This is a genomic window from Clostridium kluyveri (assembly GCF_001902295.1).
Classification (GTDB): Bacteria; Bacillota; Clostridia; order Clostridiales; family Clostridiaceae; genus Clostridium_B; species Clostridium_B kluyveri_B.
Genome location: NZ_CP018335.1, coordinates 2859473 through 2886226, shown reverse-complemented (window position 1 = coordinate 2886226; position 26754 = coordinate 2859473). Strand labels below are relative to the sequence as shown.

Annotated in this window: 25 protein-coding genes and 1 pseudogene; 15 read left to right on the top strand and 11 right to left on the bottom strand. The window is 32.5% G+C overall.

Annotated elements, in window-relative coordinates; all coding sequences use genetic code 11:
- The first annotated feature begins 35 nt into the window (after positions 1–35).
- The 5 genes from BS101_RS13790 (at position 36) to BS101_RS13770 (ending at position 5591) form a co-directional block, all read left to right on the top strand.
- Positions 36–1388 carry a TrkH family potassium uptake protein gene (locus BS101_RS13790; protein ID WP_073539342.1) on the top strand — a complete coding sequence of 451 codons (1353 nt, stop codon included), beginning with the start codon at positions 36–38 and terminating at the stop codon, positions 1386–1388.
- 24 nt (positions 1389–1412) lie between these two features.
- A complete protein-coding gene (locus tag BS101_RS13785) occupies positions 1413–2069 on the top strand; it encodes a potassium channel family protein (RefSeq protein ID WP_073539341.1) in 657 nt (218 codons plus the stop codon).
- Between the two features lie 139 nt (positions 2070–2208).
- Complete coding sequence (locus BS101_RS13780) at positions 2209–3177, top strand: GTP-binding protein (protein WP_073539340.1); 969 nt, start codon at positions 2209–2211, stop codon at positions 3175–3177.
- A gap of 15 nt (positions 3178–3192) precedes the next feature.
- On the top strand, positions 3193–4863 hold the full coding sequence (locus BS101_RS13775; protein WP_073539339.1) for a permease: 1671 nt from the start codon (positions 3193–3195) through the stop codon (positions 4861–4863).
- Complete coding sequence (locus BS101_RS13770; protein WP_073539338.1) at positions 4863–5591, top strand: TIGR03943 family putative permease subunit; 729 nt, start codon at positions 4863–4865, stop codon at positions 5589–5591. The genes BS101_RS13775 and BS101_RS13770 overlap by 1 nt, the downstream gene beginning before the upstream one ends.
- 191 nt (positions 5592–5782) lie before the next feature.
- Here the strand turns inward: BS101_RS13770 and BS101_RS13765 are convergent, their stop codons facing one another.
- Positions 5783–6544 carry a flavodoxin family protein gene (locus BS101_RS13765; RefSeq protein ID WP_073539337.1) on the bottom strand — a complete coding sequence of 254 codons (762 nt, stop codon included), beginning with the start codon at positions 6542–6544 and terminating at the stop codon, positions 5783–5785.
- A gap of 520 nt (positions 6545–7064) precedes the next feature.
- A complete protein-coding gene (locus tag BS101_RS13760) occupies positions 7065–7361 on the bottom strand; it encodes a 5-fold beta-flower protein (RefSeq protein ID WP_073539336.1) in 297 nt (98 codons plus the stop codon).
- A gap of 126 nt (positions 7362–7487) precedes the next feature.
- Between BS101_RS13760 and BS101_RS13755 the strand changes: the two genes are divergently transcribed.
- The 4 genes from BS101_RS13755 to BS101_RS13740 all read left to right on the top strand — a co-directional run bounded on the left by BS101_RS13755 (position 7488) and on the right by BS101_RS13740 (position 13121).
- Positions 7488–8327: a pirin family protein gene (locus BS101_RS13755; protein ID WP_073539335.1), complete on the top strand. Its 840-nt coding sequence runs from the start codon at positions 7488–7490 to the stop codon at positions 8325–8327.
- 183 nt (positions 8328–8510) lie between these two features.
- The gene (locus BS101_RS13750) at positions 8511–9476 is read left to right on the top strand and encodes a helix-turn-helix domain-containing protein (RefSeq protein ID WP_073539334.1); all 966 of its coding nucleotides are present in this window, start codon (positions 8511–8513) and stop codon (positions 9474–9476) included.
- Between the two features lie 143 nt (positions 9477–9619).
- Positions 9620–11380 carry an ABC transporter ATP-binding protein gene (locus BS101_RS13745; protein WP_073539333.1) on the top strand — a complete coding sequence of 587 codons (1761 nt, stop codon included), beginning with the start codon at positions 9620–9622 and terminating at the stop codon, positions 11378–11380.
- Positions 11373–13121 (top strand): ABC transporter ATP-binding protein, encoded by a 1749-nt coding sequence (locus tag BS101_RS13740; protein WP_073539332.1) that lies wholly within the window; start codon positions 11373–11375, stop codon positions 13119–13121. The genes BS101_RS13745 and BS101_RS13740 overlap by 8 nt, the downstream gene beginning before the upstream one ends.
- A 164-nt stretch (positions 13122–13285) precedes the next feature.
- On the opposite strand, the gene BS101_RS13735 is transcribed toward BS101_RS13740, so the two are convergent.
- From BS101_RS13735 to hcp, 3 genes are all read right to left on the bottom strand, one after another.
- The gene (locus BS101_RS13735; protein WP_073539331.1) at positions 13286–13849 is read right to left on the bottom strand and encodes a LemA family protein; all 564 of its coding nucleotides are present in this window, start codon (positions 13847–13849) and stop codon (positions 13286–13288) included.
- 3 nt (positions 13850–13852) lie between these two features.
- Entirely contained in the window at positions 13853–14800 is a 948-nt protein-coding gene (locus BS101_RS13730) for a DUF3137 domain-containing protein (RefSeq protein WP_073539330.1), read from the bottom strand.
- Between the two features lie 287 nt (positions 14801–15087).
- Complete coding sequence (gene hcp / locus BS101_RS13725; protein ID WP_073539329.1) at positions 15088–16740, bottom strand: hydroxylamine reductase; 1653 nt, start codon at positions 16738–16740, stop codon at positions 15088–15090.
- A gap of 290 nt (positions 16741–17030) precedes the next feature.
- Here hcp and BS101_RS13720 point away from each other — a divergent pair, with 290 nt between their 5' ends.
- On the top strand, positions 17031–17705 hold the full coding sequence (locus BS101_RS13720; protein ID WP_073539328.1) for a MarR family winged helix-turn-helix transcriptional regulator: 675 nt from the start codon (positions 17031–17033) through the stop codon (positions 17703–17705).
- Positions 17706–17804: 99 nt separating this feature from the next.
- Here BS101_RS13720 and BS101_RS13715 read toward each other — a convergent pair whose 3' ends face one another.
- Together BS101_RS13715 and BS101_RS13710 are read right to left on the bottom strand one after the other, a co-directional pair.
- On the bottom strand, positions 17805–18632 hold the full coding sequence (locus tag BS101_RS13715) for an ABC transporter permease (protein ID WP_073539327.1): 828 nt from the start codon (positions 18630–18632) through the stop codon (positions 17805–17807).
- Positions 18632–19546: an ABC transporter ATP-binding protein gene (locus BS101_RS13710; protein ID WP_073539326.1), complete on the bottom strand. Its 915-nt coding sequence runs from the start codon at positions 19544–19546 to the stop codon at positions 18632–18634. The genes BS101_RS13715 and BS101_RS13710 overlap by 1 nt, the downstream gene beginning before the upstream one ends.
- A 388-nt stretch (positions 19547–19934) precedes the next feature.
- On the opposite strand from BS101_RS13710, the gene BS101_RS13705 reads away from it, so the two are divergent.
- From BS101_RS13705 to BS101_RS13695, 3 genes and pseudogenes are all read left to right on the top strand, one after another.
- Positions 19935–21161 carry a HAMP domain-containing sensor histidine kinase gene (locus tag BS101_RS13705; protein WP_073539325.1) on the top strand — a complete coding sequence of 409 codons (1227 nt, stop codon included), beginning with the start codon at positions 19935–19937 and terminating at the stop codon, positions 21159–21161.
- Positions 21139–21825, top strand: a complete 687-nt coding sequence (locus BS101_RS13700; protein ID WP_073539324.1) for a response regulator transcription factor — start codon at positions 21139–21141, stop codon at positions 21823–21825. The genes BS101_RS13705 and BS101_RS13700 overlap by 23 nt, the downstream gene beginning before the upstream one ends.
- Positions 21826–21890: 65 nt before the next feature.
- Positions 21891–22637, top strand: a pseudogene (locus tag BS101_RS13695) (MerR family transcriptional regulator).
- A 39-nt stretch (positions 22638–22676) separates the two neighbouring features.
- Here BS101_RS13695 and BS101_RS13690 read toward each other — a convergent pair.
- Both BS101_RS13690 and msrB read right to left on the bottom strand, forming a co-directional pair.
- Positions 22677–23342 (bottom strand): SdpI family protein, encoded by a 666-nt coding sequence (locus tag BS101_RS13690; RefSeq protein ID WP_073539323.1) that lies wholly within the window; start codon positions 23340–23342, stop codon positions 22677–22679.
- Positions 23343–23491: 149 nt separating this feature from the next.
- Positions 23492–23941: a peptide-methionine (R)-S-oxide reductase MsrB gene (gene msrB / locus BS101_RS13680; protein ID WP_073539322.1), complete on the bottom strand. Its 450-nt coding sequence runs from the start codon at positions 23939–23941 to the stop codon at positions 23492–23494.
- 186 nt (positions 23942–24127) lie between these two features.
- On the opposite strand from msrB, the gene BS101_RS13675 reads away from it, so the two are divergent.
- Positions 24128–24448: a heavy metal-binding domain-containing protein gene (locus BS101_RS13675; protein ID WP_073539321.1), complete on the top strand. Its 321-nt coding sequence runs from the start codon at positions 24128–24130 to the stop codon at positions 24446–24448.
- Between the two features lie 29 nt (positions 24449–24477).
- Positions 24478–25233, top strand: coding sequence for a class I SAM-dependent methyltransferase (locus BS101_RS13670; RefSeq protein WP_073539320.1), 756 nt, complete (start codon positions 24478–24480; stop codon positions 25231–25233).
- A gap of 43 nt (positions 25234–25276) precedes the next feature.
- Here the strand turns inward: BS101_RS13670 and BS101_RS13665 are convergent, their stop codons facing one another.
- Both BS101_RS13665 and BS101_RS13660 read right to left on the bottom strand, forming a co-directional pair.
- Positions 25277–25777 (bottom strand): amidase domain-containing protein, encoded by a 501-nt coding sequence (locus BS101_RS13665; RefSeq protein WP_073539319.1) that lies wholly within the window; start codon positions 25775–25777, stop codon positions 25277–25279.
- A 252-nt stretch (positions 25778–26029) separates the two neighbouring features.
- A complete protein-coding gene (locus tag BS101_RS13660) occupies positions 26030–26398 on the bottom strand; it encodes a metal-dependent transcriptional regulator (protein ID WP_073539318.1) in 369 nt (122 codons plus the stop codon).
- Positions 26399–26754 lie beyond the last annotated feature (356 nt).

Sequence of the window (26754 nt, the reverse complement as noted above, 5' to 3'; positions counted from 1 at the left end):
ATAAAGAGTAATTTATAAACAGAAGGTGAATTTTAATGAAGCTTAAAAGTAAACCATTATTTAAAATGAATGAAATTCAAATTTTGATATTGGGGTTTTTGTTAATAATTATAGTAGGTGCCATTTTACTATGGCTTCCCCTATCTTCTGAAAATCATACATACACCAATTTTATAGATTCATTATTTGTAGCTACATCTGCAACCTGTGTAACAGGGCTTATAACAGTGGATACAGGAACTCATTGGAACTATTTTGGGAAAACGGTAATTTTGGCTTTAATTCAGATTGGCGGGCTTGGATTTATGGCGTTTTCCACTCTTATTGCATTGATTTTAGGGAGAAAAATTACATTAAAAGAAAGATTGTTAATTCATGAGTCACTTAATTCCTTTAATATACAGGGGCTTGTAAAAATGTCAAAGTACATATTATTGTTTACTTTTTTAGTAGAAGCTGTGGGAGCAGTTATTTTGTCTTCTCAGTTTGTTCCTCAGTTCGGAGTTTATAGAGGGCTTTTTTATTCAATTTTTCACTCTGTATCTGCATTCTGTAATGCTGGCATAGACTTAATTGGAGAGGGTAGAAGTTTAATGCCTTATTATAATAATTTTACAATAATATTTACTATAAGTGTATTGATTATCATTGGAGGATTAGGATTTTATGTATGGCAGGAAATATATAATTTAAGTTTTAAGTATACAAAGAGACTTTCCCTTAATTCAAAGGTTTGCATAACAATGGCTGTTGTACTTTTAGCCTCTGGAACCATATTGTTTTTTTTATTTGAATTTAATAATCCAGCTACTATGAAACATATGACTTCAAGAGATAAGCTGTTATCTTCATTTTTTGCTTCAGTTTCTGTGAGGACTGCAGGATTTAATTCGATTTCTATTTCTGACATGAGTGAGAGCAGTAAATTTTTAACTATTGTATTTATGTTTATAGGTGGAGCTCCAGGTTCTACAGCAGGGGGGATAAAGACAACTACTGCAGCCTTAATTATAATGACAGCTGTATCTGTAATAAAAGGCAGACAGGAAACTGAAATTTATAAAAGAACCATAAAAAAAGATCTGGTATATAAAGCTATTGTTATATTCATAGTTTATATAATTTTGATTTTTATATCTGCTTTGATATTAGGCGTAACGGAAAAGGATGAATCCTTGGAAACTATAATTTTTGAGTGCATATCGGCCATTGGAACTTCAGGGTTGAGCTTTGGAACTACACCTGACTTGAGCATTATAGGAAAAATAGTTATAATTATAAGCATGTTTTTTGGAAGATTAGGGGGTCTCACTATAATATTATCCATGATAAATAGGAAAATTCCTAAATCTATAAAATATCCCGAAGATAAAATATTAATTGGATAAAACTTGAGAAACGGAGATGATCTCATGAAAAAAAAACAGTATTTAGTAGTAGGCTTGGGGAGGTTTGGAAAATCAATAGCTAGAACTCTTTATGAACTTGGAAATGATGTACTTGCAGTAGATTCAAGAGAAGATAATGTTCAGGATATAACTCCTTATGTAACACAGGCAGTTGAGGCAGATGCCACTGAGGAGGAGAATCTGAAGGCACTTGGGGTGAATAATTTTGATGTAGCTATAATAGGAATAGGTGCCGACATTCAAAGTAGTGTTATAGTTACCTTATTGTTAAAAGAAATGGGTATGAAATTTGTACTTGCCAAGGCCAATACAGATTTACATGCAAAGATTCTATATAAAATAGGAGCTGATAAAGTTGTTTTTCCTGAAAAAGATACAGCTGTTAGAATTGCTCATAATCTGGTATCAAATAATATGCTTGATTTTATAGCATTATCCCCTGAATATAGAGCAGCGGAAATACTATGTATAAAAAAATGGATTGGGAAAAATTTAGAGCAATTGAATATAAGGTCTAAGTATGGAATAAATATTATAATGATAAAAAGAGGGGACAATATAAATGTATCACCTGCTTCGGATTTTGTATTTTTGGAAGGGGATATAATTGTAGCTATAGGGGGACAAAAAGAAATTGAAAAATTGGAAAATAGCATTTGATATTATATAGTTATTATTTTAATAATGCCATCCCTATATTGATTTTTTAAATAAATAATGCTAAATGCTAATAATTTGCATTTAATTTAATATTATTATAATATTAAGTAAATTTATCCGAATAAGGAGGCATGTATTTATGAAAACTAGAGTTGATATTTTTTCAGGATTTTTAGGATCCGGGAAGACTACTCTTATCAAAAAGCTGATTTTTGAAAAAGTATATACAGGAAATGTAGCCATAATAGAAAATGAATTTGGAAGAGTACCAATAGATGGAAGATTTTTAAGGAAAACAAATATAAAAATAAAAGAAATAAATGCAGGTTGTATATGTTGTACTATTGCAGGGGATTTTAAAAAAGCTATAGAGGAGGTATGCAGTAAATATAAGCCTCACAGTATTATAATAGAACCTTCCGGCGTTGGCAAGCTTTCAGAAATATTGAAGGTTATAAGCAGTAGGGAGCTTAAAGGGATAGTAAATTTGAATCTGGTTATAACCTTGATAGATGTAACAAAATTCAATGCCTATATAATAAATTTTGGAGATTTTTATAAGGATCAGATTAAAAGTGCTAAGTGTGTTGTCTTAACTAGAACAGAAAATCAAAGCAGTGAAAAGATTCAATCAGTAACGGAACAAATTAAAAGGATTAGTAGTGGTTGTAGTATTGTTACTACCCCTATTGAACAGTTAAAGGGGGATAAAATTGTTAAAGCTGCCAAGGAAGATTTTAAGGCTGAACTTCTAAAGCAGGCAGTAAGACTTGAAAGGACCAAATTAAATATAATTGGTACAAAAGTTTCAAATAAAAGCCCAAATAATGTAGATGAAGTTTTTGATAGCTATGGAATTGAAACTTCAGTTATATACAACAAAAATAAGCTGTTGAATAATTTAAATAAGCTGAGGGATGAAAAACTTACTGGAATGGTGCTCAGAGCAAAGGGTATAGTTCAGGTTGAAAATAAAAACTGGATAGAGTTTGATTATGTCCCAAATGAATTAAATATAAGGGAAACTACATCTGATTTTACTGGAAGAGTATGTGTAATAGGCTGTAAAATAAATAAGGATTATATAAATAAGCTATTCACTGCTTAACATGGGGTATAATAGATGATGAAAAAAATTGATATAGAAATAGTTACAGGGTTTTTAGGGGCTGGAAAAACTACTTTTATAAATGTTCTTTTAGGCAATACTTTATCCCAGGGAGAACGAGTGCTTATATTTCAGAATGAGATTGGAGAAAAAAGCATTGCAGATAAATATATAAACAGTGGACAAGTTGCTGTGGAAGATGTAATTTCAATGGATATAATTAAAAGTTATAAACCTCATAGGATTATTATTGAACATAATGGAGCAACTTTATTGCAGGAACTGTTAGATACATTAAATCAGGATGAAATAAGAAAAAACTGCAATATATCCACTATATTTAATATATTAGATGCAGAGAGTTTTGAACTTTATTTGAGTAATATGGAATCCTTGATTTTTCCACCTATATATAATAGTAATTTAATAATAATGAATAATTTTAAAACAATGGCAAAAAAAGATCAAGTAAGGATTAAAAAGAAGATTGAAGAGATTAACTCCTATGCAATTATATTGGGAATTGAAAATGTTAATGATTTAGAAGAAGAACTTTTAAAAGCTAATATATTGAGAAAAAAAATTTTAAAAAATATACAAACAGTTACAAAAAATTATTTTCAAGGAGAAGATGAAAAAGCATTAGGAAGCTCAGAAGCAGCTGAATCAAATAACGGAAAAATAATTATATATATGATTTTAGGGGTATTACTTATTTTTGTCTTTAATGGAATAAGAGGATTAACTGATTTTAATTTTAATTTGAGATTTACTAACAGCTTTTTTACTATATTTATTAGCATAATGCTGGAGGCCATTCCATTTATACTTTTAGGTTCTTTTATATCAGCAGTGATACAGGTTTTTGTGTCAGATAAAGTTATCTCAAAGGTGCTGCCTAAAAATAAATTTTTGGGAATTACGGGAGCTTCTTTAATGGGATTTGTATTTCCAATATGTGAATGTGCTATTGTTCCTATAGCCAGAAGGCTTATGAAAAAAGGTGTTCCAGCTAGTATAGCTGTTACATTTATGCTTGCGGTACCTATAGTAAATCCTGTTGTGCTGTTATCTACTTATAGTGCTTTTTACGATAGACCCAGTGTTGTATTGTTAAGGGCAGCATTTGGAGTTTTAGCAGCTGTAACAATAGGCTTTCTTATAGAAGTTGTTCAAGGTAAAGACATGCCGGTAAAAGGGAAAGAATTTGAGTCTGACGGTGATATTCTCTGCGGATGTGGCTATAATCATCAATATAGTTTAAAAAGGTCAAAAATTTTAAATGTTTTGGAGCATACTACAATTGAATTTTTTGATATAAGCAAATATTTAATAATAGGTGCTGTGTTATCCTCAGCATTTCAAACATTTGTACCTAGAAGCATTATAACTCCTCTTGGAAAGCACACTGTATATTCTATAATTGTAATGATGCTTTTAGCATTTGTGTTATCAGTTTGCTCTGAGGCAGATGCCTTTATTGCAAGGACATTTTTAAATCAATTTACACTAGGCTCTGTTTCTGCCTTCATGATTATAGGTCCTATGCTGGATATAAAAAACACCATAATGCTTGGAGCAAGCTTTAAAAAAGGCTTTGTAATAAGATTGATAATATACATTTTTTCTGTTTGTTACATAATTGGCTGTTTAATAAATATATTAACCACCATGGGGGTAGTGTAATGAGAAAATTTAATATTGAAGAGTTTGTAAAATTTATTATTTTTATAGCTTTTAATGCCCTTTTATGTTATTTGATGAAAACAGGAAAGATTAATAATTTTATTAATCCTAAAATGTTTATATATATAAAGATCACCATAGTGGCAATTTCCATATTAGCTTTATTTCAATTGACAAAAATATTTACAGTAGTGACTAGAAATAAATTCAGGATAAGTTATTTAATGTTTCTTGCAGTAATTCTAATTGGATTTACAGCAGTTCCAAATAATTTAAATACAGAAATTGCTGATAATAAGGGGGTCACAATAATCAATTCAAATAATAATGGTTCAACCAATGAGAATATAGAAGAAGATATCACTGGCGATATTATCTTATTTGATGATCACAATTATTATGAAAATATTTTTAAATTAGAGGGTAAAGTTCAGCAGTATATTGGAAAGAAGGTAATAATAAGAGGTTTTGTCTATAAGGAAGAAAACTTTAAGGAAAATGAATTTGTCGTTGCAAGAATGCTGATGAGCTGTTGTGCTGCTGATGCTCAAGTCATAGGATTAATGTGCAGATGGGATAATGCATCACAGCTTAATAAAGAACAATGGATAAGTGTAGAAGGTACCCTTGAAAGTACTAAATATGGAAATGAAGATATAATGCCCATAATAGTTGTACAAAAAATAGAAAATATAGAGACTCCAGAGAATCCATATGTTTATCCTTGATACTGATATATTTTTAAATTTAGTATTTGAGTTCCTAATTTTATATAAAAAATGGGAACTCATTTAAAAGGCAGTTTTTCTATTTTATCTAATGTCATATTATCACTAAGTTTTCATAAGGATTTACATGATTATAAATCAAACACCTGCTAATAATTGCTTACATATGTTTCCTAGCATGTCCATTTCATCTACCACCTGGAGTAAGGATGTTCCAATTTATCAAGTAAATTATCAAATAAGCTATTAACTTGTTTAACGTAAATATCAGTAGGAATAAAGTTCTGTTCCAATGATTTTGCTGTCTGATCTGACAGTCTGTTCATGGTTACAAGTTCTTGACCTGCCTGTTCCAAAAGCTGCAGATAATTATCAATAATAGGGCGTAATTCCTTATCTTGAGTATTGAGAAGAAGTCCTTGCGGAGCATATATTTCTCCAAGTACTTCCGTATGATTGTAGAAAGCCAATTTATTAACCCATTTGGAAATTATTTGAAAATGATCTCTGGTAGAAAGAGCACCGTTAGCCATCATTACTAGTTTAGAACGATAAAAAGATGACTGTGCTTCTGCTGCTGCTATTTTTTTCGGGTGTCTGATTCCTATTGGAGTTATTTCAAAATATGGATTGCACAACACCAGCATTCGTTCAATAAAAACTTTTAGCATACTGGATATGTTAGCATATTTAAGCGGTGTAGCTAAAATAAGAATATCTGTTCCCTCACCTTGAGCAATAATATCTGATATATCATCTTTAATCACACATTGTCCAGGATTAACGAACCAACAGGAAAAACAACCTAGACAATGTTTAATTTCTTTTTCTGCCAAGAAAATGTTAACAGTTGTTGCCCCTGCCCGCTTTGCCCCCTTTAAGAAAGCGGTAACCATTATATTAGTATTGCTATCTTTGCCTTTAGGACTTCCATTAATAACGGTAATCTTCATTTCTATTCTCCCCCTTTTCTTAATCCAGTTCCAGCCTTGGTCTTTTCTTTATTCAGGGTTTCATGTTAAAGCCATTTGTTGAGTTAACATTCTTTATGCCTACAAATGAATGACTAAGTGGACTTAAAGCGTTTACTACCATCTGAACCAGAATATATTACTAATTCCACAACATATGTGTTCTTGCACAAAGTACTGTTTATGTATTAAAAGTAAATGAATTTTGTGGATTTATTACTAGCAGGAAGCGGATTGTAACAAGTTGCAATTATTTGATTTTTAAGATTGTAGTAAATATATTACAAGTCTGTATTATAAATTTAACATACACAGTGTTAAAAGTATACGTTAAATTTTAAATTTGTTTAGGGTTTATTTACATCATACCTAAAACATAGGTATATAAGGTGTTTATCCCCCATCTTAAAGAAGCTGGGGGTATTAGTTAATTTTATCATGGGATAAATTAAAGCATTATGGATCTAAACTACAAAAGTCAACTATATCTAGGTACCACAAACTAATAATATAGACCTAGTAATAGACCGGCCGCAAGCAATCCCAGCCAGGAACTGTTTACATGCCCTAGTCTGTGCCCCCTCATATCATGGATATGCCAACCATTGAAATAACACGCTGGATGGCCGTTACGTTTATAGATGGTTCCATTTTTTACGTAGCCTATTCGTCTATAATTTGCATCATAAAGTACGGGAGCATCAATATATCCAACAACTCTGTGATATCTGTCATAAACAGTATCATTGTGTTTTAAACATCCTACCCTTATATCATTACTATCATATATTCTTTCCATATAACCCTCACCTTTTCCTATTGTGTTTAAATAAGTTGTAATAGTTATTTTTATATGCTATATTATATGAAAAGTTAGTCCCATTGCTACAAATTTACACTTATAATGAATATTGGAGGGATTTTTATGTCAGCCAGAGCAATAAAAAAAGTCATAAAAGGCAATATAGAAAAAGATGGAGCTGGAGTGAAGCTTGTCAGAATACTATCTATTGGTACAGTAAAGGAGTTTGATCCATTTTTAATGCTTGATATTTTTGATTCTACTAATCCAGAAGATTATATAAAAGGTTTTCCGTGGCATCCCCACAGGGGCATAGATACAGTAACATATCTTATAAATGGGAAAATAGAACATAAAGATAGTATGGGGAATATAGGTGTAATTGAAGATGGATGCTGCCAGTGGATGACTGCAGGGAGCGGAATAATTCATCAGGAAATGCCACAGATCTCTGAGCTTATGATGGGATTTCAACTGTGGATAAACCTTCCTAGAAAAAATAAAATGTGTTCCCCAAAGTATAGAAGTATAGAAAGAAAAGATATAGGTGAAGTGAAAGAACAAGGATGTAATATAAAAGTTATATCTGGAAAATACAAAGATACAAGTGGGGCCTTTGATGGAGGATATGTAAAAGCAAATATTTTGGAAGTTAAAATGGAGGCTGACTCAAAATGGTCTTTTGAAACGAAGGAATATGATACTGCATTTATATATATTTTTAGAGGATATGGTTATTTTGATGGAGGAATGAAAAATCCAATATATGAAAAAAGTGCGGCTCTTTTTGAAAATGGTGATAAAATAGAAGTAAAGTCAGGTAAAGAAAAAATTCATTTTATTTTATTTACAGGAAAATCTTTAAATGAACCTGTTGCATGGGGAGGGCCTATTGTAATGAATTCAAATGAGGAACTCACTGAAGCTTTTAATGAACTTGATAATGGAACTTTTATTAAGTAATTTAAAGATTCAGATGGAGTTTTTGCATAGGTAATGACCTTATCTGTCTGAGCCTTAGAAAAACTTATAAGGGATACATGAGTGTTCATACTGGAGAAAGTGGAAAGATAAAATACAGAGATAGGTGGCAATTATAATGAAAATAAAGATATTAAAATAAAATATGGAAATGGGGAGAATTTTTTGGACAAGGAGTTGTATATAGCCGATGTCAGATGGCAGGCCTCTTTTGAAGATATGATTGAAAAAGTTCAAAGGGAGGAAAATAAGACGGCTTATTATTACAATGAAAATTATATTAAGGGAAAAACTGTGCAGTATGAAATATTTAAGGGTATATGGATTGTATATCATGATTTTGAATTAAAGGTTAATGAATTTCTTCCTGTGGAGGAAAAAGGCATTATAGAAATGAATTACTGCATGGCAGGCAGGTGTGAACTAGATTATTTAAATCAAAAGATATTTTATGTGGCACCAGGGGATTTTGCAATGGCGGTTTTGTCTAGTGGCAATCATAAACACAACTTTCCACTGGGAAATTATAAGGGCATTTCAATTACTACCACAGAAGAGAATCTGGATGATTTTCTGAAAAACATGTTTGGAAAAACCAGAATTACAAGTTATATGCTGCTTCACAAGATGAATGTCCATGGAAAATTCATGATACTGTCCAATAACAGGTACATACAAAACATAATGGGGAATATAATATCAGAGGATGCTTTTTGGAGAGAAAGGGCCATTGTTAAATTTTCAGAACTGGTGCTTTTTTTGATTGACAAGGATATACAGGTATCTGAAATAAAGGGAAAATATTTTGATAGAAGGATTATAAGCAAGGTAAAACTTATAAAGGAAGATGTTACGGAAAATGTGGAAAAATATATTACCATAAAGGAAATAGGCAATAAGTATGAGATAAATACTAGGACATTTTCGGAGTGTTTTAAAGAGATATATGGTAAAACTTATTATGCATTTATAAGGGAATTTAGGATAAAAAAAGCTGCGGGAATGCTTTTGAATACTAAAAATACTGTAGGGGGCATTGCAATGATGGTGGGCTATGAAAATGCCAGTAAATTTTCAAAAGCCTTTCATGATATTATGGGAATGACTCCAGGTAAATTTAGAAGAAGATAATTTATGGGCGGTTTTGGAGCATAAATGTATAAATGGAGTAGATAAATAAGGGGCATAGGGATATAATTCAGTATAGTTAGATGGAACTAACTATACTGAATTATATCCCTATTTTTTTCTTTAATAATATAAGGAGGTTGAACATGAAAAAAGATAGCACTTTTAGAAGATTGATGTACTTTGCTTCTCAGTGCAAGGACAAAATGACAGTTTCGGTGATTCTTGCCGTACTTGGTGTGGCCTGCGGCATGATACCCTATTTTGCTGCTGCAAACATTACGGTGAAAATTATAGATGGAAACTCTGACTTCAGGCAGCTTTCATATGTTGTCCTTGCTGCTTTGGCAGGATATACAGGAAAAGTAGGCTTTAATGCACTTTCCACTTCTATATCCCATAGTGCAGCCTTTACAATCCTAAAAAATATTCGTGTAAAGTTTGCTGAAAAACTTTCAAAGGTTCCTCTTGGATATGTACTGGAAAATCCATCTGGAGAATTGAAGACAATAATGGTGGATACGGTTGAAAAACTTGAGGAACCTCTTGCCCATGTAATACCAGAAATGACATCAAACCTTCTGGTACCGATATTTGTGCTTTTATATTTATTTTACCTGGACTGGCGTATGGCTCTTATATCCCTTGTTACAATACCTATAGGAATGCTGCTATATAAGCCTATCATGAAAAAATATGTGTACTATTATAAGAAATATGTCCAGGCCGGTAATCTGATGAATTCCAATGTAGTGGAATATGTAAACGGCATTGAGGCAATAAAAGCATTCAACCAGTCCTCAACTTCCTACAAGAAGTATTCCGACTCTGTAGAAAACAATTGTGCTGCAGTGACAGCTTTTTTCAAAAACACACTGTTTTTGTATACAGCTGTCATGTATGTTACTCCTGAGGCACTGCTTTTTGTCATACCTTCAGGACTTTATTTTTACATAAATGGAACTTTGGCTCTCTCAGTGTTTATAACTTGTATAATATTGTGTTTTGGACTTTTGACACCCCTTGTACAGGCTATGCAGTACACTGACAGCATAGCTTCTATGGGAACTATTATTGGACAGGTATACCAAATATTAGATAAGGAGGAATTAAAACGTCCATCTCAATATAAAAAATTAAAGAACTATAAAATAAAGTTTCAAGATGTGACATTCAGCTATGATGATACTGAAATTTTAAAGGGAATATCTTTTGATATAGTCCCACGTGGAATGACAGCTATTGTAGGGCCATCAGGTTCAGGAAAATCAACTATAGCAAAACTTATCGCCAGTTTCTGGGAAGCTTCAGGCGGGAGGATAACCATAGATGATGTGGATGTAAGAGATATTCCACTTAAGCAGATAAGTGATGTGATATCCTATGTATCACAGGAAAATTTTCTGTTTAACACCTCTATAAAGGAAAATATCCGAATTGGAAAGGAGGGTGCATCGGATAAGGAGATTATAGAAGCAGCTAAAAAAGCCAGCTGTCATGATTTCATAATGTGTCTTCAAAATGGATATGAAACAGAAGCAGGTGAGGCAGGCAAGCATTTTTCAGGAGGGGAAAGGCAGCGTATTTCAATTGCGAGGGCCATATTGAAAAATAGTCCTGTAATTGTACTTGATGAAGCCACTGCCTATGCGGATCCTGAAAATGAGGCCATAATACAGGAATCCATATCTCAGATGGTAAAGGGGAAAACTTTAATTGTAATAGCCCATAGGCTTTCCACCATTACAACTGCAGATAATATAGTTGTGGTAAATCAAGGCAAGATAGAAGCTCAGGGAACTCATGAAAAACTGCTTGAAAATTGCAATCTTTATAGAAAAATGTGGGAGGCTCATATAGGAACTAAAGATAGAGATGAGATAAAAGGAGGGAAAAAATATGCTTAACACCATAAAAAGGATTTTGATATTTTCGGGAAAGTACAGGGGAAAGCTGGTACAGTCCTTTGCACTTGATGTTATATTCTCTATTTGTCAGGCAGTGCCTATTTTTGCCATGGTGTATGCTCTAGACAGCATTATAGTTGCAAGAGATACAGGAGAAAATATTACTATGGAAACTGTATTTTTGGCATTTTTGATAATGGCTGTAGGGCTGACCGGTAAAATATTATTTGGTTATTTGGCTAATGAAAAAAGAAGTATTGCATGTTTTTCCATGTGTTCGGACAAGAGAATTGAAATTGGGGATAGATTAAAGAGAATGCCTATGGGTTATTTTAGTTCCAATAGGCTTGGGGAGATTTCTTCTGTAGTTACTACTACTATTGGGGATATTGAAAACAAGGCAGGGGATATTTTAGATAAGATTATTGTGGGATTTATTCATGCAGTTATAATAAGTATTGTAATAAGCCTCTTTGATTGGCGTATAGGTATTATATCTATTCTAGCCATTATTTTAGGTATGATTGTAAATTCCATACTTCAGAAAAAGAGTATTGATATTGCTCCAAAACGTCAGGAAGCACAGAGTGCTCTTGTTTCTGCGGTGCTTGAGTATATACAGGGAATATCCATTGTAAAATCTTTTGGACTTGGTGAAAAATCAAACAGGGCGGTGGATGAAGCCGTTGAAGAAAGCCGAAAGAGGAATATGGGCCTTGAGAAGGTGTTTAATAAGTTGATTGCACTTTATCTGTATGTTTTCAAGATTGCAGCATGTACTATCATTCTTATGTCCTGCTACCTTTTTTCAGGAGGCAGACTTTCTCTTTTAAGTACTCTCATGATGGTTATATCAAGTTTTGTGATTTACTCCTATATTGAGCTAATTGGCACTGTATCGGGAGTACTTAGATTACTTGACAGCAGCATGGATAAAATTCAGGCTGTAGAAGAAATACCTCTTATGGATGAAAATGGGAGGGACATTCAACCTGAAAATTATAATATAGAACTTAAAAATGTATCTTTTTCCTATGATGAAAGAAAGATTCTAGACAACATAACTCTTACCATACCGCAAAATTCAACAGTGGCTATTGTAGGGCCTTCTGGAGGGGGGAAAAGTACCATCTGCAGCCTTATAGCCAGATTTTGGGATGTAAATGAAGGTAGAGTTCTACTTGGAGGATATGATGTGAAGGAATACACATGTGAAAGTCTTATGAGAAATATAAGCATGGTATTTCAAAATGTATATTTGTTTCATGATACCATTTTGAACAATATAAAGTTTGGATATCCAGAGGTAACCATGGAGGAAGTAGTTGAAGCGGCTAAAAGGGCCAGCTGCCATGAGTTTATAGAAAAGCTTCCTGAAGGATACAATACGTTAATTGGAGAAGGTGGAAGCAGCCTCTCAGGAGGAGAAAAACAGCGTATTTCCATTGCAAGGGCTATACTAAAGGATGCTCCTATAATTATTTTGGACGAGGCCACTTCAAGTGTGGATCCTGAAAATGAAAACCAGCTTCAGCTTGCCATCCGAGAACTCACAAAGTACAAGACTGTTATTATGATTGCTCATCGTCTTTCAACAGTGAGAAATGCAGATAAAATTTTCGTGTTGAGTGAAGGACATATTGTACAAAGTGGAAAACATGAAAAACTTATAAATGAAGAAGGTATCTATAGGGAGTTTATCCAGATAAGGAAAAAGGCCATTGGATGGAATTTAGGATAATATTAAAGAGAAACTCAGGTTTGCTTATATCTTATAAAATATAGAATTTGTTCATGCCCTGAACCCCACGTTATGACGCGGGGTTTAAAAGCTATGGTACTGAGGTACATGAGGAAAAGGCAGTAGAAAACTGTCAGCTGTGTTATGAAAAATAGATCGAATTATTAAAATTGAATCTTTACATCAGCCTTTTTCCATTCCTCAGTTTTAAAGAAATCAACTGGTGTCAACTTTTGGAAGTTTGCCACAATGCTTGAGGGAAATACTGCCATTGTCGTATTATATTGCGTCACGATACTGTTATACAATCGCCGTGCTGCTTGCAAATGCTCCTCCGCATCACGAATGCCTGCTTGAAGTTCACAAAACACATCACTGGAGCGTAGTTCCGGGTACGCCTCTGCTATGGCGTTGATGCGGGATGCCATTGTGTTAATCTGGTTGTCTGCATCATTTATTTCGGATACTGACATGCCTTTTCTCAGGGTTATAGTTTCCATGAAAAGAGTTTTCTCATGAGATGTATAGCCTTTGGCTACATCCAATAATTTTGTCAGCATATCATAGCGTTTGGTCAGTGCCACCTCAATGCCTGACAGAGCTTCGGAAATCTTGATAGATGTACGCTTGAAATTGTTGCTGGTCATGATCCACCAAATGACCGTGATAAGCACCATGATTGAAATCAAAATAATAACAGATAGTATAATAGATGTTAAAAGATCCATGACTTATACCTCCTTGAATAATTTATCATTGAGAAGAAGTTCGTCAATAATTCCAGTCATATGGATAAGTTCCCTGCGGAAATCCCTGCGAATTTCTTCAAGGTCATTTACTCTTATGCCTTTAAGTTCAAAGGAATCCCGCCCACTGTGCAGAGCAATATGTACCTTGCCATCCCTAAAGCAGAAAAAAGATTGTGCTTTTGCAAAGGTGTCCGTGGATATGATGTGCTCCATAAAATGAGGAGTGAGCACATAAAATGCAGTATGTCCATCTGAGGTCAAAATCTGAAATTTCTCATTAAACTCCGGGTTTTCGGTTTGTATATCCGACTTGGACTTTGTGTACCCTTTGAAAATCATGCGTTTACGGTTTTCTCTGATCTGCAAGTAAGCTGCAAACTCTTTATGAAAATCACAGATAAGCCATTGGCCCTTGAATCTTGTCTCATAACGTGTTTGTGTTTTTCCCTCTTCGTCTGTTTCTTCAATCTTCTCCTGCAGATGAATATCAGAATAGAGAACATCTATCCCTTTGTATTTCCCTTGTAGGAAGTCACTGCCGCTGTATGTGTCCCAAGAGTGGATAAGATTGGAGGAATGAATTAAATTTACTTCAATTCCGGATTCAGGTAAATAGTCTATCACCTGGAAAATATCCTCCAAAATAGGTTTAGTGATGTTTTGACCTAACATCTTCTTCAGCTTGCTGGAGGAGGATGTCCAGACATTAAAACTTACAAAAAGAACCACAAACCCCAGGGCTACTGTTGCAGCCGCGGCTGCCCATACTTCCTGTATTGAAAAGTATGCGAGAATTGCAAATCCACAGGGAATGGTTGAGTAGAACAGGGTTTTGCCAACTAGAGACTTTATTCTAAGAATTTGTAAATTGGAACTAAGTTCGTTATCATGGACATCTGTTTCAACTACTGATTTTTCTGTCGTTTTCATTTGATCCCTCCTAAAAATAATTTGCTGGGCAACTGTACCAAGCAGAAGGACAATTTCATGCTTTATTCCCTGTGAAATATTTTGAGTTTAACATGAATTTTATCTTCTGTGTGAATTGTTAAGAAATCTTAGTAATTTTTTTAAAAATAGATTGGAGGTGTGCTTTAACTTCTTAGGCAGGATTTAGAGCAAGAAAAAGGCCGTAAAATATAAAATATATCCTACGGCAAATTTTGAAAACCAAAAACATCCTTATGGAATGGGAGTTTTCCATTTCCAGGATTTTTTCAATTTGCTTGTTTAAGAGAACTTTTCAAGTCCTCTTCAGGAGTGCTGATTGGTCTTATATCAAAGGTATCTACTAGATATTGAAGTATATTAGGGGATATAAATGCAGGCAAACTTGGTCCTAAATATATTCCTTTTACCCCAAGGGACAGTAATGCCAACAAATCCGCTACTGCTTTTTGTTCATACCAGGATAGTATTATTGTCAGTGGAAGAGAATTTACATCTGTGTCAAAAGCATCTGCCAGTGCTGTAGCTATTCTAACTGCTGAATAGGCATCATTGCATTGGCCCACATCAAGTAATCTTGGAAGGCCCTCAATTGTTCCAAAATCCAATTTATTAAATCTATATTTGCCGCAGGCTAAAGTAAGTATTATACAGTCATTAGGTACCATCTGTGCAAAGCTGGTATAGTAGTTTCTGCCAGGTCTTGCCCCATCACAACCGCCTATTAAAAAGAAATGTCTTATGATTCCTTTTTTTACGGCGTTTACTATTTCATTTGCATGAGATAGGGTTTCCTTATGACCAAATCCTACTAAAATCTCTTTTGTTTTTTCGTCTTCTTTAAATCCTCCAAGTTCCAGGGCCTTATTTATTATTACACTAAAATCTTTTGTTCCATCTTCATTTACATCTATGTGCTGAACTCCATCCCACCCAACAACACTGGTGGCAAATATTCTGTCTTTATATGTTTCTCTTGGTCTCATTAAACAATTAGTAGTCATTAAAATACATCCTGGTATTCCGTCAAATTCTTTCTGTTGGTTTTGCCAGGCTGAACCATAATTACCTACTAGATGTTTATATTTTTTTAGTAGTGGATATCCGTGTGCAGGCAGCATTTCTCCATGAGTATAAATATTGATTCCCTTGTTTTCTGTCTGCTGGAGAAGCATCTCTAAATCTCTTAAATCATGGCCTGATACAATTATGAAGGGTCCTTTTTTAATATTTACATTAACTTTGTGAACAGATGGATCTTTATATCTGGATGTATTTGCCTTATCTAGTGTCTTCATAACCTCTATGCTCATATCACCCGTTCTCATTGTCATGCGGATCATGTCCTGTAGGGTTAAATTATCGTTGGTGGTGGCTTCCAATGCTAAAAAGTAGAATTTATCTATCTGCTCACTATTGTATCCTATAAATCTTGCTTGGTGGCCATAGGCACTTATACCTTTTAAGCCATACAATATGGTAGAGCGTAGGGATCTGATATCAGCATCCAGATTTTCGTCGTACATAATTCCAGCTTTAACTGAATCTTTTAACATATCTTCTTTTGTATCACTTAAATTATATATAGCTGCATCTGGATATTTTCCTTCTGGAGATTTATTTCTCAATGATTCTTTTATTTTCTGTGATTCTTTTAATAATTTTACATGAGAGTTTGAATCAAAGTTTACATTTGTAAGAGTAGTAAATAAAGAATTCTCCAAAAATGTTACTATATTTTTATCTATAGTTTCTCCTCTGTCAATTAGTGTTTTAGCATAACAGGATATACCTTTCAATTGATATATCAATAAATCCTGTAAATTTGCAATTTCCGGGGTTTTACCACAAACTCCACTTTTTGTACATCCCTTTCCACCAAAAGTTTGTTCACATTGATAGCAAAACATAGAATTTCCCATTTTAATATCGCCTCCTGTAAATAATTATTTCATATAGTTATTATTATATTTTTAGCAATAATTATTCTATAGGCATTCATTATTAGTTTATTCTAGTAATGTCATTGTTTTATATATTGTCAAAAAGTCAAAAGCAAATAATGTATTTATTGAATTATTGAAGTAGTCTGGGCATTTTTCCATATAATTTATTACAGGCACCTGTGAAAAATATCTTGACATTTATAACAGGTACCAGTACAATAATATTAAAGGTACCTGTTATAAATTAATTAAGGAGGATTTACTAGATGGAAAATAATTTTAACGAACTTTATGAAAAAATGTCAAAACTCCAATGGCTTTTGCAGCGCCACCATTTGTTGAGTCATGCACAATACGGCCCAATGGCCGATCCAACGCGCGGGCAGGGCAGAGTTTTAGCTATACTCAAGCTACAGGAGAGAATTAGTACCAAAGACCTTTCCTATCTGTTGGGTATTCGGCAGCAATCACTTAATGAGCTGCTAAACAAGCTGGAGAAGAAGGGCTACGTTGTCCGTGTCCCGTCTGAGGAGGATAAGCGTATCATGTTGGTGACGCTGACTGAGAAGGGTAAAAATGAGCATCAGGAATCAGGTCTCAATTCCGAAAGTATTTTTAGCTGTCTCAGTGAAGAGGAACAGGCGGCATTCGGCAAATATCTGGATAAGATAATCACTGTGCTGGAGTCTCAACTTGGTGTTGAAGTGAACGATGACGAGTGGGATGAGTGGATGTGTGCTGCTCGTTCCCGTATGGGACATGAGCAAATTGAACGGCTCAGGTCCATGCGCGGCGGATTTTTCGGTTCAAGATTCCATGATATGTGGTCCAGGAAATCGGCACATGAGCCACCCAACCCAAATGACCACGATCCGCATGGTAACTGGCAGAACGGTTTTCACTTTGGTGGACAAAGGGATAAAAAGCCGGAGGATAAATAATAAGTAGATGTAAGAAATTTTAATATCATGATGTTGGTGCCGCATATCTAAGGGTCAAAGAGCGGCACCTTTGTTTATTGTAAATATTTCTATAAATTTTTATTTTGCATGGGGATCAAATACCTTAATATTTGAAAAATCAGCTTTATTAAACTGGATAACTGAAAGCAGGAAAAAAACAGCACACATGATGGAAATTATGAATAACCCTGCATAAGGCCCTATAATAAAACCGTGAATATTAAATGCCACTCCACTTTTTATCAATGCAGTTAAGGTTAAATTTTTCATATCAAGTGTAATATATCTGAAAATTGAAGTAGTATAGGTAAGTGGATTTATATACACCAAAGGTTGAATTATTTTTGGCATAATAGTAGTTGGAATATAGGCCCCGGATAAAAAAGTTAGAGGAAAAGTAAATACGGTTATCATTATCTGAAAGGTGGTAGAACTTTTTGCAAGGGAAGCCAAATATAGTCCAATGCAGCTAAAGGTTATTCCAACCAGTAACATAACAGCACACATCTGTAAAAATTGAAATATACTCAAATTAAGTCCCATAAACATACCCAGTATTATAACCAGTAAACCCTGAAAAAATGCAATTACAGTAGAGGAGAGAACTTGTCCTATGGATATTTGCCATCTTTTTATAGGTGATACAATTATCTCTTTCATAAAACCCATGGACATGTCTTCAATTATACTGGTAGAATTGCTCAATGCGGCCTGGAAAACTGTCATGATTATTATTCCAGAAATAAGATAGTTAAGAGGCTGGGCAATACCTACTGCAGTGGATTTCATAACAAAAGAAAATACAAAGAGAAAAAATACAGACATAATTATTGAAAATACAAGTCTCATTTTATCTCGTATAAAATTAGTTAGGTTTCTTTTTAAAATAGCAATTATTCCTCTCATTATTCTCTTATCCCCTTTCCTGTCAAAGTTAAAAATACATCATTTAGAGTACCTGTGCTAATTTCAAAATCACAGATTGATTCTTTAAATATGGTTATGATATCTAAAATATTTTTTAGTTCATTGGAATATATTTTAAATATATCCTTTTTCAATGTATACTCAATGTCCTTAATTTTTAAGTATCTTATAAGTGAATCGTTATCTGAAATTTTTATTTTAGTCAGTTTTGAAGTATACTCTCTTTTAAGATTGTGAGGAGTATCATAGGCAACTATTTTTCCATGGTCTATTATGGCTACTTTACTGCATATTTCTGCCTCATCCATATAATGTGTAGTTAAAAATATAGTTATATTCTTTTCTTTTTGCAATTTGTAAATATAATTCCATATATTTAATCTAGTCTGCGGATCGAGACCTTTGGTTGGTTCGTCCAAGAAAAGTACTTTGGGATAATGTACAAGTCCCCGGGCTATTTCGACTCTTCTTTTCATACCTCCCGATAAACTGCCCACAGGAGCCTTTCTCCAAGCTTCAAGATCTACAAGTTCCAGTATAAAATCAACTCTTCCCTTAATTTCAGGTTTTGGAACATTATAGAATTCACAGTGCAATTTTATATTTTCTTCAACGGTCAGCTTGGTGTCTAAAGTACACTCTTGAAATACTATGCCTATATCATTTCTAACTTTAGATTTTTCTCTTGAAACTTCACAACCATTAATTTTAAGTTCACCTGAAGTTTTATCTATTATAGTACACAGGGTATTTATAGTTGTGCTCTTACCTGCACCATTTGGACCTAGAAATGCAAAAATACTCCCCCTCTCTACTTCAAAAGAAACATCATCTACTGCGGTAAAACTCCCATACTTTTTAGTGAAATTTTTTACTTGAATTATACTTTCCATAATTTTTACCTCCCAACTTTTATACTAACGCTGTTATTATTTGCCTCTTATTTTCTTCAAATAAGAAGTGAGTATTACTAAGCGCCTGAATAATTCTTCTAGGATTTAGAACAAAAAAACATTTTTATGGACAAACTTTAGTTGAGTCTAAGGATCACTTCACATGTCTATATTAATTGAGCATATTAAATTTACTTTAAAAGTTTTATAAAGAATTCATAAAATTATTTTTTATAAATTCTTTATAATTACTTTAATGTATTTTTAATGTTTAATATTAAAATAATTTATAAATAAATAAAATTGGATTAAAATTATATATAGGCATTTCTCTAGAGCAAATTCCATCGGAACCTCAGAAGAACTTGATAAAAGATTAGGGGATATTATGAAAAAAACTGTGAAATTTATTGAATTAATTGATAAAAAAATTGAAATTGTACGTATATATATAAATGAGAAAAGAAAAAATCACCATAAAATACATGAGGTAAAAGAAAAAATGCGCAAAAAATTTGAAATAGAATATAAAAATAATAGAGAATTTGAATGGTACTCCAAGCATATGAGACATTCACATATGTTTATCATAATTTTTAATTTAATACTATGGTTTTTTATATTCAGATATTTTGGAGGAAAAACAGTAACAGTAATTATTGCCATAATTTTTGGTTCTATTGGAGTAAATCAAGTGTTATTCAGTAGGAATTTAGAAAATAATGTATTCAAACCAATAAATAAGTTAAAAAGTGCCGTAGATGAAATTTCCAGGGGGAATTATGGTGTGAATATAAAAGTTAACAGCACAAAGGAAATAAATAGTTTACTGAATTCCTTTAATGAAATGGCAGAAAAACTTTACGAGGGTGAAAAGTTAAAAAAGGCCTATGAGGAAAATAGAAAGCTTCTTATTGCAAATATCTCCCACGATCTTAAAACTCCCATTACTTCAATTCAAGGTTATATTGAAACAATGTTGGAAATGAGGGACTTACCTCAGGATAAAATAAACAAATATTATAAAATAATATATAATAATTCTGTTTATATGAATAAACTTATCGAGGATCTTTTTTTGTTCTCAAAATTGGATATGCAAAAATTAGAATTGAATTTTGAAAAAGTAGATGTAAAAAACTTTATGAATGATTTAATGGAAGAATTTAAATATGATATGGAAGATAGGGGAATTAAATTTAATTATGTAGATGAACTGAAAAAAGATTGTTATATAAATATTGACTGTAAAAGAGTTAATCAGATATTTAGAAATATTATTGGAAATGCAGTAAAATACAGTTGTAATAATGTTATAAAGATAGAAGTTAGATTATATGAAATGAAAGATTATTTATGTGCGAGCATAAAAGATAATGGACCTGGAATACCAGGGGATAAACTACAGAACATATTTAATAGATTTTATAAGGTGGACTATGCAAGAACTAAAGATTTGATGAGTACGGGACTGGGTCTTGCCATAGCAAAAGAACTTATGGAGTCTCACGGTGGAAGGATAGAAGTATCAAGTACACAGGGAGTTGGAACCTGCTTTACTGTTATGTTCCCAAGGAAGGTGGAGGATTCGGATGAAAAAAATTCTTATAATTGAAGATGATATAAATATAGCTGAAATGGAAAGAGACTATTTGGAGTTAAATGGATATAGTGTAGAAATTGTTCAAGATGGAAATAAAGGGATTGATATGATCATGGGGGAAATGTATGATGTAATAATTGTTGATTTGATGCTTCCTGGAAAAAATGGATTTGAAATAATAAAGGAAGTGAGAAAGAAATTTGAAATACCTGTAATAGTAGTTTCCGCAAGAAATGAGGATATTGATAAGATAAGAGGGTTAAATTTTGGAGCAGATGATTATATGACAAAACCTTTTAGTCCTGCTGAGCTTGCAGCTAGAATAAAATCTCATATAAGCAGATATGAAAGACTTAAGGGCAATAATTTTTCTTCGGAAATTATTGCGGTTAAGGGTCTTGAAATTAATAGAGCTTCCCACAGAGTAACTGTCAATGGGAAAGAAGTAAAATTAACTTCAAAGGAGTACGAAATACTTGTGTTTTTGGCTTCAAATCCCAATATAGTATTTACCAAAGGGAACATATTCGACAGCATATGGGGAAGTGAGTTTATTGGTGATTTGGCCACTGTAGCAGTACATATTCAGAAAATAAGAAAGAAAATAGAAAAGGATCCTCAAAATCCAGAATTTATAGAAACATTGTGGGGAACTGGGTACAGGTTTAAGTTATAAAAATATGAAAAGTATTGACTCTAACCTTTGGTAAGGGAGTATGATTATATATGAGGTGAAAAATTATGTTATACAAGGTTAAGGAAATTTCAGAACTTACAGGAGTTACAATAAAAACCTTATATTATTATCATAAAATAGGATTGCTAAAGCCGTGTAAAATAAGTGATGCGGGATATCGTCTTTATGGAGAAAAAGAACTTGAACGTCTTCAGCAAATATTATTTTATAAAGAACTTGATTTTTCCCTAAAAGATATTAAGAAAACACTTGAGAATGAACCAAGTCGTATAATGTGTTTAATTAAACAGCAAAAACTGCTTTTTGCGCGCAGGCAGAGATTGGATGTTTTATTGGAGACTATCGGCAATTCTATCAATCTAGTAAAGAAAGGAAAAACAATGAATAAAGAAGAAATGTTTAAAGGACTTAATGTAGATGAATGGGAAAATGCACTCTTAGAGCATAATAACTATATTAAAGATAACTATGGATATCAAATTCCTAAAATAAAATATGAAAATCTAGAAAATATGAATGAATATGCAAAAGAAGCACAAAGATTTATAGAATATTTGGCAACTGCTCTAAAGAGTGGATGGAAGGCAAGTGATAAAAGACTTCAAAAGGTGTTAAAAGATCATATTAAATTTTAAAACAATCATAGTATGAATATAAATTCAAAATTATTTGTTAAACAGGCCAGATTTTTTCTAGAAGATGATTTTCACAGAGATGTTTTTGAAAAGCAGCAAATTGGACTTAGTTATTATCTTTATACAATAGCTGAAATGTATGCAGAGTTAAATTAAGTTATAGTAAAGTATAGGTGATAAATTTATCACCTATACTTAGTTCATATCTGAATGTATCTTTCTGTAGAGAATATAAGAATAAATAATGGGAAAAACTACAATTATTATTAGGATAACCATAAAACCTATCTTCTTAAAATATATCCCTGTAAAAGTTAATAATAAATTTAAAATACCTCCTATAACCCAAAGTGGTCCTGCAATTCTGTGAGTTCTTTTCCATACCTGTTCGTCTGCTAAAGTCCAGGGAGTTTTTATCCCCACAAAATAGTTGTGACTAAACCTTCCCATTACATTTCCTATTAAAATAAATATCAATGATATCATGATTTGTATATAATCTGCTATATTAATGACTACTCCAGTTGATGCTAAAAGGGTAATAATTTGTATTCCAAATAAAAATATAATTAATATATATTTTAAATATTGATAAGTGGAATTGAATTTTTCATAATTTTTTTTCTTGGGATCTATATATGGAAGTATAATAAACATTAAATAACATCCTAGATTTATCAATGGAAGTCCAAAAGCTCCGAAGAACTTGGTTCCATAACCGTTAACTTCACCCTCTATATTCCAATGTATAGGAACTCTATCGGGAAGTGAACTATAGAAATATGCTCCAAATCCAAATCCCAAAATTATAATAATTAAAATAATCCAATCTTTTTTTAAAACTTTACTTATTTTTTTCATCTGCAGCACCTCCTTTATTAGCATTTGTTACATTTAAGAACCAATTAATTACTTCCTGCAGTACAGTAGTATTCAGAGAATAATAAATATTTTGACCTTTTCGTTCATCTGTTATAAGCGTAGAATTTTTTACTTTGATTATTTAAAAATCATTTATATGTTTTAAATAATTTTTTATACTCACCATACCCTTTTCTATCTAAATCATCTAAAGGTATAAATTTTATGGAAGCACTATTTATACAATACCTGAGTCCTCCTAATGCCTTTGGACCGTCATCAAAAACATGGCCTAAATGAGAATTACCCTTTTTACTTCTTACTTCTGTTCTAATCATTCCATGGGAATTGTCTTTGGATTCATTTATATTTTCAGGAACCAATGGCTTTGAAAAACTTGGCCAGCCGCAGCCAGAATCAAATTTATCCAGAGAGGTAAATAAGGGTTCTCCACTACAGATGTCCACATATATACCCTCTCCGTTGAAGTCCCAATATTCATTTTCAAAAGGGGGTTCAGTTTCATTCTCCTGAGTTACCTTATATTGTATAGGAGAAAGCTTTTTCTTTAGATATTCTTTATTATAAGTATTTGACATAGGAACACATCCTTTTAATTTATTGTAAAATATTAATATATGTTTATTATAACCTTAATGGAAGTGTACTAAAATATTAAATTATTTCTCTATATTAGAATTATCTGATATTATTTAAAGTGTATAAAAAATCAATCGATTTATCTAATAACAAACTTTTTAAAATTTAAAGAAGGAGGCATAATGATGATTGTAACAACTACAAATTGTATAGAGGGAAAGAAAGTTTTAGAATATAAAGGAATTGTTTTTGGAGAAGTAATTTCTGGAGTAGATGCTATTAAAGATATTGCAGCGGGATTTACTAACTTTTTTGGAGGACGTTCAAAATCTTATGAAGGAGAACTTATACAGGCTAGAGAAGAAGCGTTAGAAGAATTGAAAAATAGGGCGTATGCTGTTGGAGCAAATGCTGTTATTGGGATAGATATTGATTATGAGGTATTAGGACAGGGAGGAAATATGCTCATGGTAACTGCTTCAGGAACAGCAGTAGTAGTTGGGTAAAAATAGATTTAATTCAAGGGGGATTGTAGGTGGAAAATCAAAACAGAGTACAACAAAATTTTGGGAAAAATGCTTCTAATTATAGGTATAGTTCAGTCCATAATAATGCCCGGGATCTTCATAGAATGATAAAATTATTGAATCCACAACCTGAAGATAAGGTTTTAGATGTGGCAACTGGTACGGGTCATACAGCTATAAAACTTGCACAATATACTCAACAGGTTGAAGCAATTGACATTACACGTGAAATGTTACATGAAGCAAAAAAACAGTCATATGAAAATGGAATTACCAATATAGAATTTCGTATTGAAGATGTTCATAATATGAAAATTCCAGACAACACATTTCATATTGTTGTCTGTAGATTAGCTGCTCACCACTTTTCAAATATCAAAACGGCACTTAAAGAAATGTGCAGAGTTTTAAAAACGGGAGGAAAATTATATATTTTAGATTGTTCTGTAGTTGATGGAGATGAGTCCGAAAGGATGTTTAATGAGATTGAACTATTGAGGGATAGTTCTCATGTATTTTCATATTCACCACGTTTATGGAGTAAATTACTAAGAGAGCTTCCTTTAGAAGAAGGGCAATTGAATTTCCATAAAGTTTCATATGAACTACCTCAATGGTTTGAGCGTATGAAAACAGAACAAAAAAATAGGGATAAAATATTTGGAATTTTAGATAATTTATCCCAAAGGGTTAAAGAGTATTATCCTTATAGTGAAAATTATATAACTACATATAGAGTAGAAATTCTAAAAAAGAAAATTTGAGCCAATGGCATTTGCTGTAACTAGTTTTTAAAAGAAGAAGTTACTATAAGGATATTTTTAGAAAATGCATCTTAATAGCCCAGTCTTTTTCATAGGATATGTTTAAATGGTTTGGAGTATGTTGCGATATTAAAGGATAATCTTTGTCAAATGAAGTTATAATTGCTGAGTGTTGAATTCTACCTCTTTTATTTTTATAAAAGATTATATCGCCAACATCAAGCATTGATACATAATCAACTTCTGTACCTTTAGCACCGTATAATTGTTCATCAGCATTGATTTTCAAATACCAGTAAAGTGAACCCGCTACAGTCCATGAGACCGACCACTTGGGACCACTGTACCACCATTGATTCTTATGTGAAGACACCATTGGAGCTCCACCGGCTTTAAGGCATTGGGATATAAAATTTGTACAGTCACCTCCATTATCACCTTGTACTGGGAAATATTTATAAGCAGGATTTGGTGATTTAGCATAGTTTAGGGCATAATTTACAGCTTCTATCCTAGAATAAGATAAATTATTTTTATAGTTCATAATTACTCCACAAAATTATTTACTTTATAATTTATGTGAATATGTAATAAAAAATTACTTCGTATTTAACGGTAAATTGTATTTATTATTCTAAATTTTCTATCAAGTTCTTCTAAGGTTTAGGTGAAGTTTTCTCTCCATCTGAAATTTAGAAGAACTTATAGAGGAACGAACAGTGCTCATCCCCCACTTTGAAGAATATGGGATGTTAGCTAACTCCAGCGTTTGGATAAAAATAAATAAATATATATTTTATTTTTTGAAATATTCTAGCATGGCAAGAACAGATTCATCGCTGATAACATGTTCTATAGCACAGGCATCCTTATCGGCAATATCTGAATCAACATCTAAAATTTCAATAAGAAATTTACGGATGACATGGTGCTTCTTAGAAGTTTTCTCCGCCAGTTTTTTTCCAATATCAGTTAAAAATATTTCTTTGTATTTTTCATTTGTAATCAATCCTTTTTCGCTTAGTGTAGTCATTGCTCTATTAGTACTGGCTTTTGTAACACCCAGGCGGTAGGCTATATCAGATACTCTGACTCCTGACTCTTCTTTTGAAAGTTCATATATTGCTTCCAGATAATTTTCCATGGTATAGGTTAATTTACTCATTATTAGTGGTCTCCTTATTAAAAATAGATTTAGCAGTCATATGATATAAATTTCCGTAATTTATATATTGTATATCAAGTTATTTTTGGGTTTAGGTTAAGTTTGCCTATCTAAGCTTCGGAAAAGCCTATCCAGAGATATGGCAGTGCTCATTCTGCACTTTGAAGAATTTGGAAGTGATAGTTAATTGCAATCTCTAGATAAGATGATCTGATAAGTTAGTTTTTTCTAATTATTCTATAGTTTATCATTGAACATTTATAAAATCAACCTCATATATTATGGTCAATTCCATAGAAAATACGGCGGGTAAAGACACTAATTCCTATCATTATTAATGCCCCTATATAAAATGG

What these genes read in the sequence shown, in the direction of transcription:
- BS101_RS13790 (WP_073539342.1), top strand. Translation starts at nt 36, where the DNA reads ATGAAGCTTAAAAGTAAACCATTATTTAAAATGAATGAAATTCAAATT.
- BS101_RS13785 (WP_073539341.1), top strand. Translation starts at nt 1,413, where the DNA reads ATGAAAAAAAAACAGTATTTAGTAGTAGGCTTGGGGAGGTTTGGAAAA.
- BS101_RS13780 (WP_073539340.1), top strand. Translation starts at nt 2,209, where the DNA reads ATGAAAACTAGAGTTGATATTTTTTCAGGATTTTTAGGATCCGGGAAG.
- BS101_RS13775 (WP_073539339.1), top strand. Translation starts at nt 3,193, where the DNA reads ATGATGAAAAAAATTGATATAGAAATAGTTACAGGGTTTTTAGGGGCT.
- BS101_RS13770 (WP_073539338.1), top strand. Translation starts at nt 4,863, where the DNA reads ATGAGAAAATTTAATATTGAAGAGTTTGTAAAATTTATTATTTTTATA.
- BS101_RS13765 (WP_073539337.1), bottom strand. Translation starts at nt 6,544, where the DNA reads ATGAAGATTACCGTTATTAATGGAAGTCCTAAAGGCAAAGATAGCAAT.
- BS101_RS13760 (WP_073539336.1), bottom strand. Translation starts at nt 7,361, where the DNA reads ATGGAAAGAATATATGATAGTAATGATATAAGGGTAGGATGTTTAAAA.
- BS101_RS13755 (WP_073539335.1), top strand. Translation starts at nt 7,488, where the DNA reads ATGTCAGCCAGAGCAATAAAAAAAGTCATAAAAGGCAATATAGAAAAA.
- BS101_RS13745 (WP_073539333.1), top strand. Translation starts at nt 9,620, where the DNA reads ATGAAAAAAGATAGCACTTTTAGAAGATTGATGTACTTTGCTTCTCAG.
- BS101_RS13740 (WP_073539332.1), top strand. Translation starts at nt 11,373, where the DNA reads ATGCTTAACACCATAAAAAGGATTTTGATATTTTCGGGAAAGTACAGG.
- BS101_RS13735 (WP_073539331.1), bottom strand. Translation starts at nt 13,849, where the DNA reads ATGGATCTTTTAACATCTATTATACTATCTGTTATTATTTTGATTTCA.
- BS101_RS13730 (WP_073539330.1), bottom strand. Translation starts at nt 14,800, where the DNA reads ATGAAAACGACAGAAAAATCAGTAGTTGAAACAGATGTCCATGATAAC.
- hcp (WP_073539329.1), bottom strand. Translation starts at nt 16,740, where the DNA reads ATGGGAAATTCTATGTTTTGCTATCAATGTGAACAAACTTTTGGTGGA.
- BS101_RS13720 (WP_073539328.1), top strand. Translation starts at nt 17,031, where the DNA reads ATGGAAAATAATTTTAACGAACTTTATGAAAAAATGTCAAAACTCCAA.
- BS101_RS13715 (WP_073539327.1), bottom strand. Translation starts at nt 18,632, where the DNA reads ATGAGAGGAATAATTGCTATTTTAAAAAGAAACCTAACTAATTTTATA.
- BS101_RS13710 (WP_073539326.1), bottom strand. Translation starts at nt 19,546, where the DNA reads ATGGAAAGTATAATTCAAGTAAAAAATTTCACTAAAAAGTATGGGAGT.
- BS101_RS13705 (WP_073539325.1), top strand. Translation starts at nt 19,935, where the DNA reads ATGAAAAAAACTGTGAAATTTATTGAATTAATTGATAAAAAAATTGAA.
- BS101_RS13700 (WP_073539324.1), top strand. Translation starts at nt 21,139, where the DNA reads ATGAAAAAAATTCTTATAATTGAAGATGATATAAATATAGCTGAAATG.
- BS101_RS13690 (WP_073539323.1), bottom strand. Translation starts at nt 23,342, where the DNA reads ATGAAAAAAATAAGTAAAGTTTTAAAAAAAGATTGGATTATTTTAATT.
- msrB (WP_073539322.1), bottom strand. Translation starts at nt 23,941, where the DNA reads ATGTCAAATACTTATAATAAAGAATATCTAAAGAAAAAGCTTTCTCCT.
- BS101_RS13675 (WP_073539321.1), top strand. Translation starts at nt 24,128, where the DNA reads ATGATTGTAACAACTACAAATTGTATAGAGGGAAAGAAAGTTTTAGAA.
- BS101_RS13665 (WP_073539319.1), bottom strand. Translation starts at nt 25,777, where the DNA reads ATGAACTATAAAAATAATTTATCTTATTCTAGGATAGAAGCTGTAAAT.
- BS101_RS13660 (WP_073539318.1), bottom strand. Translation starts at nt 26,398, where the DNA reads ATGAGTAAATTAACCTATACCATGGAAAATTATCTGGAAGCAATATAT.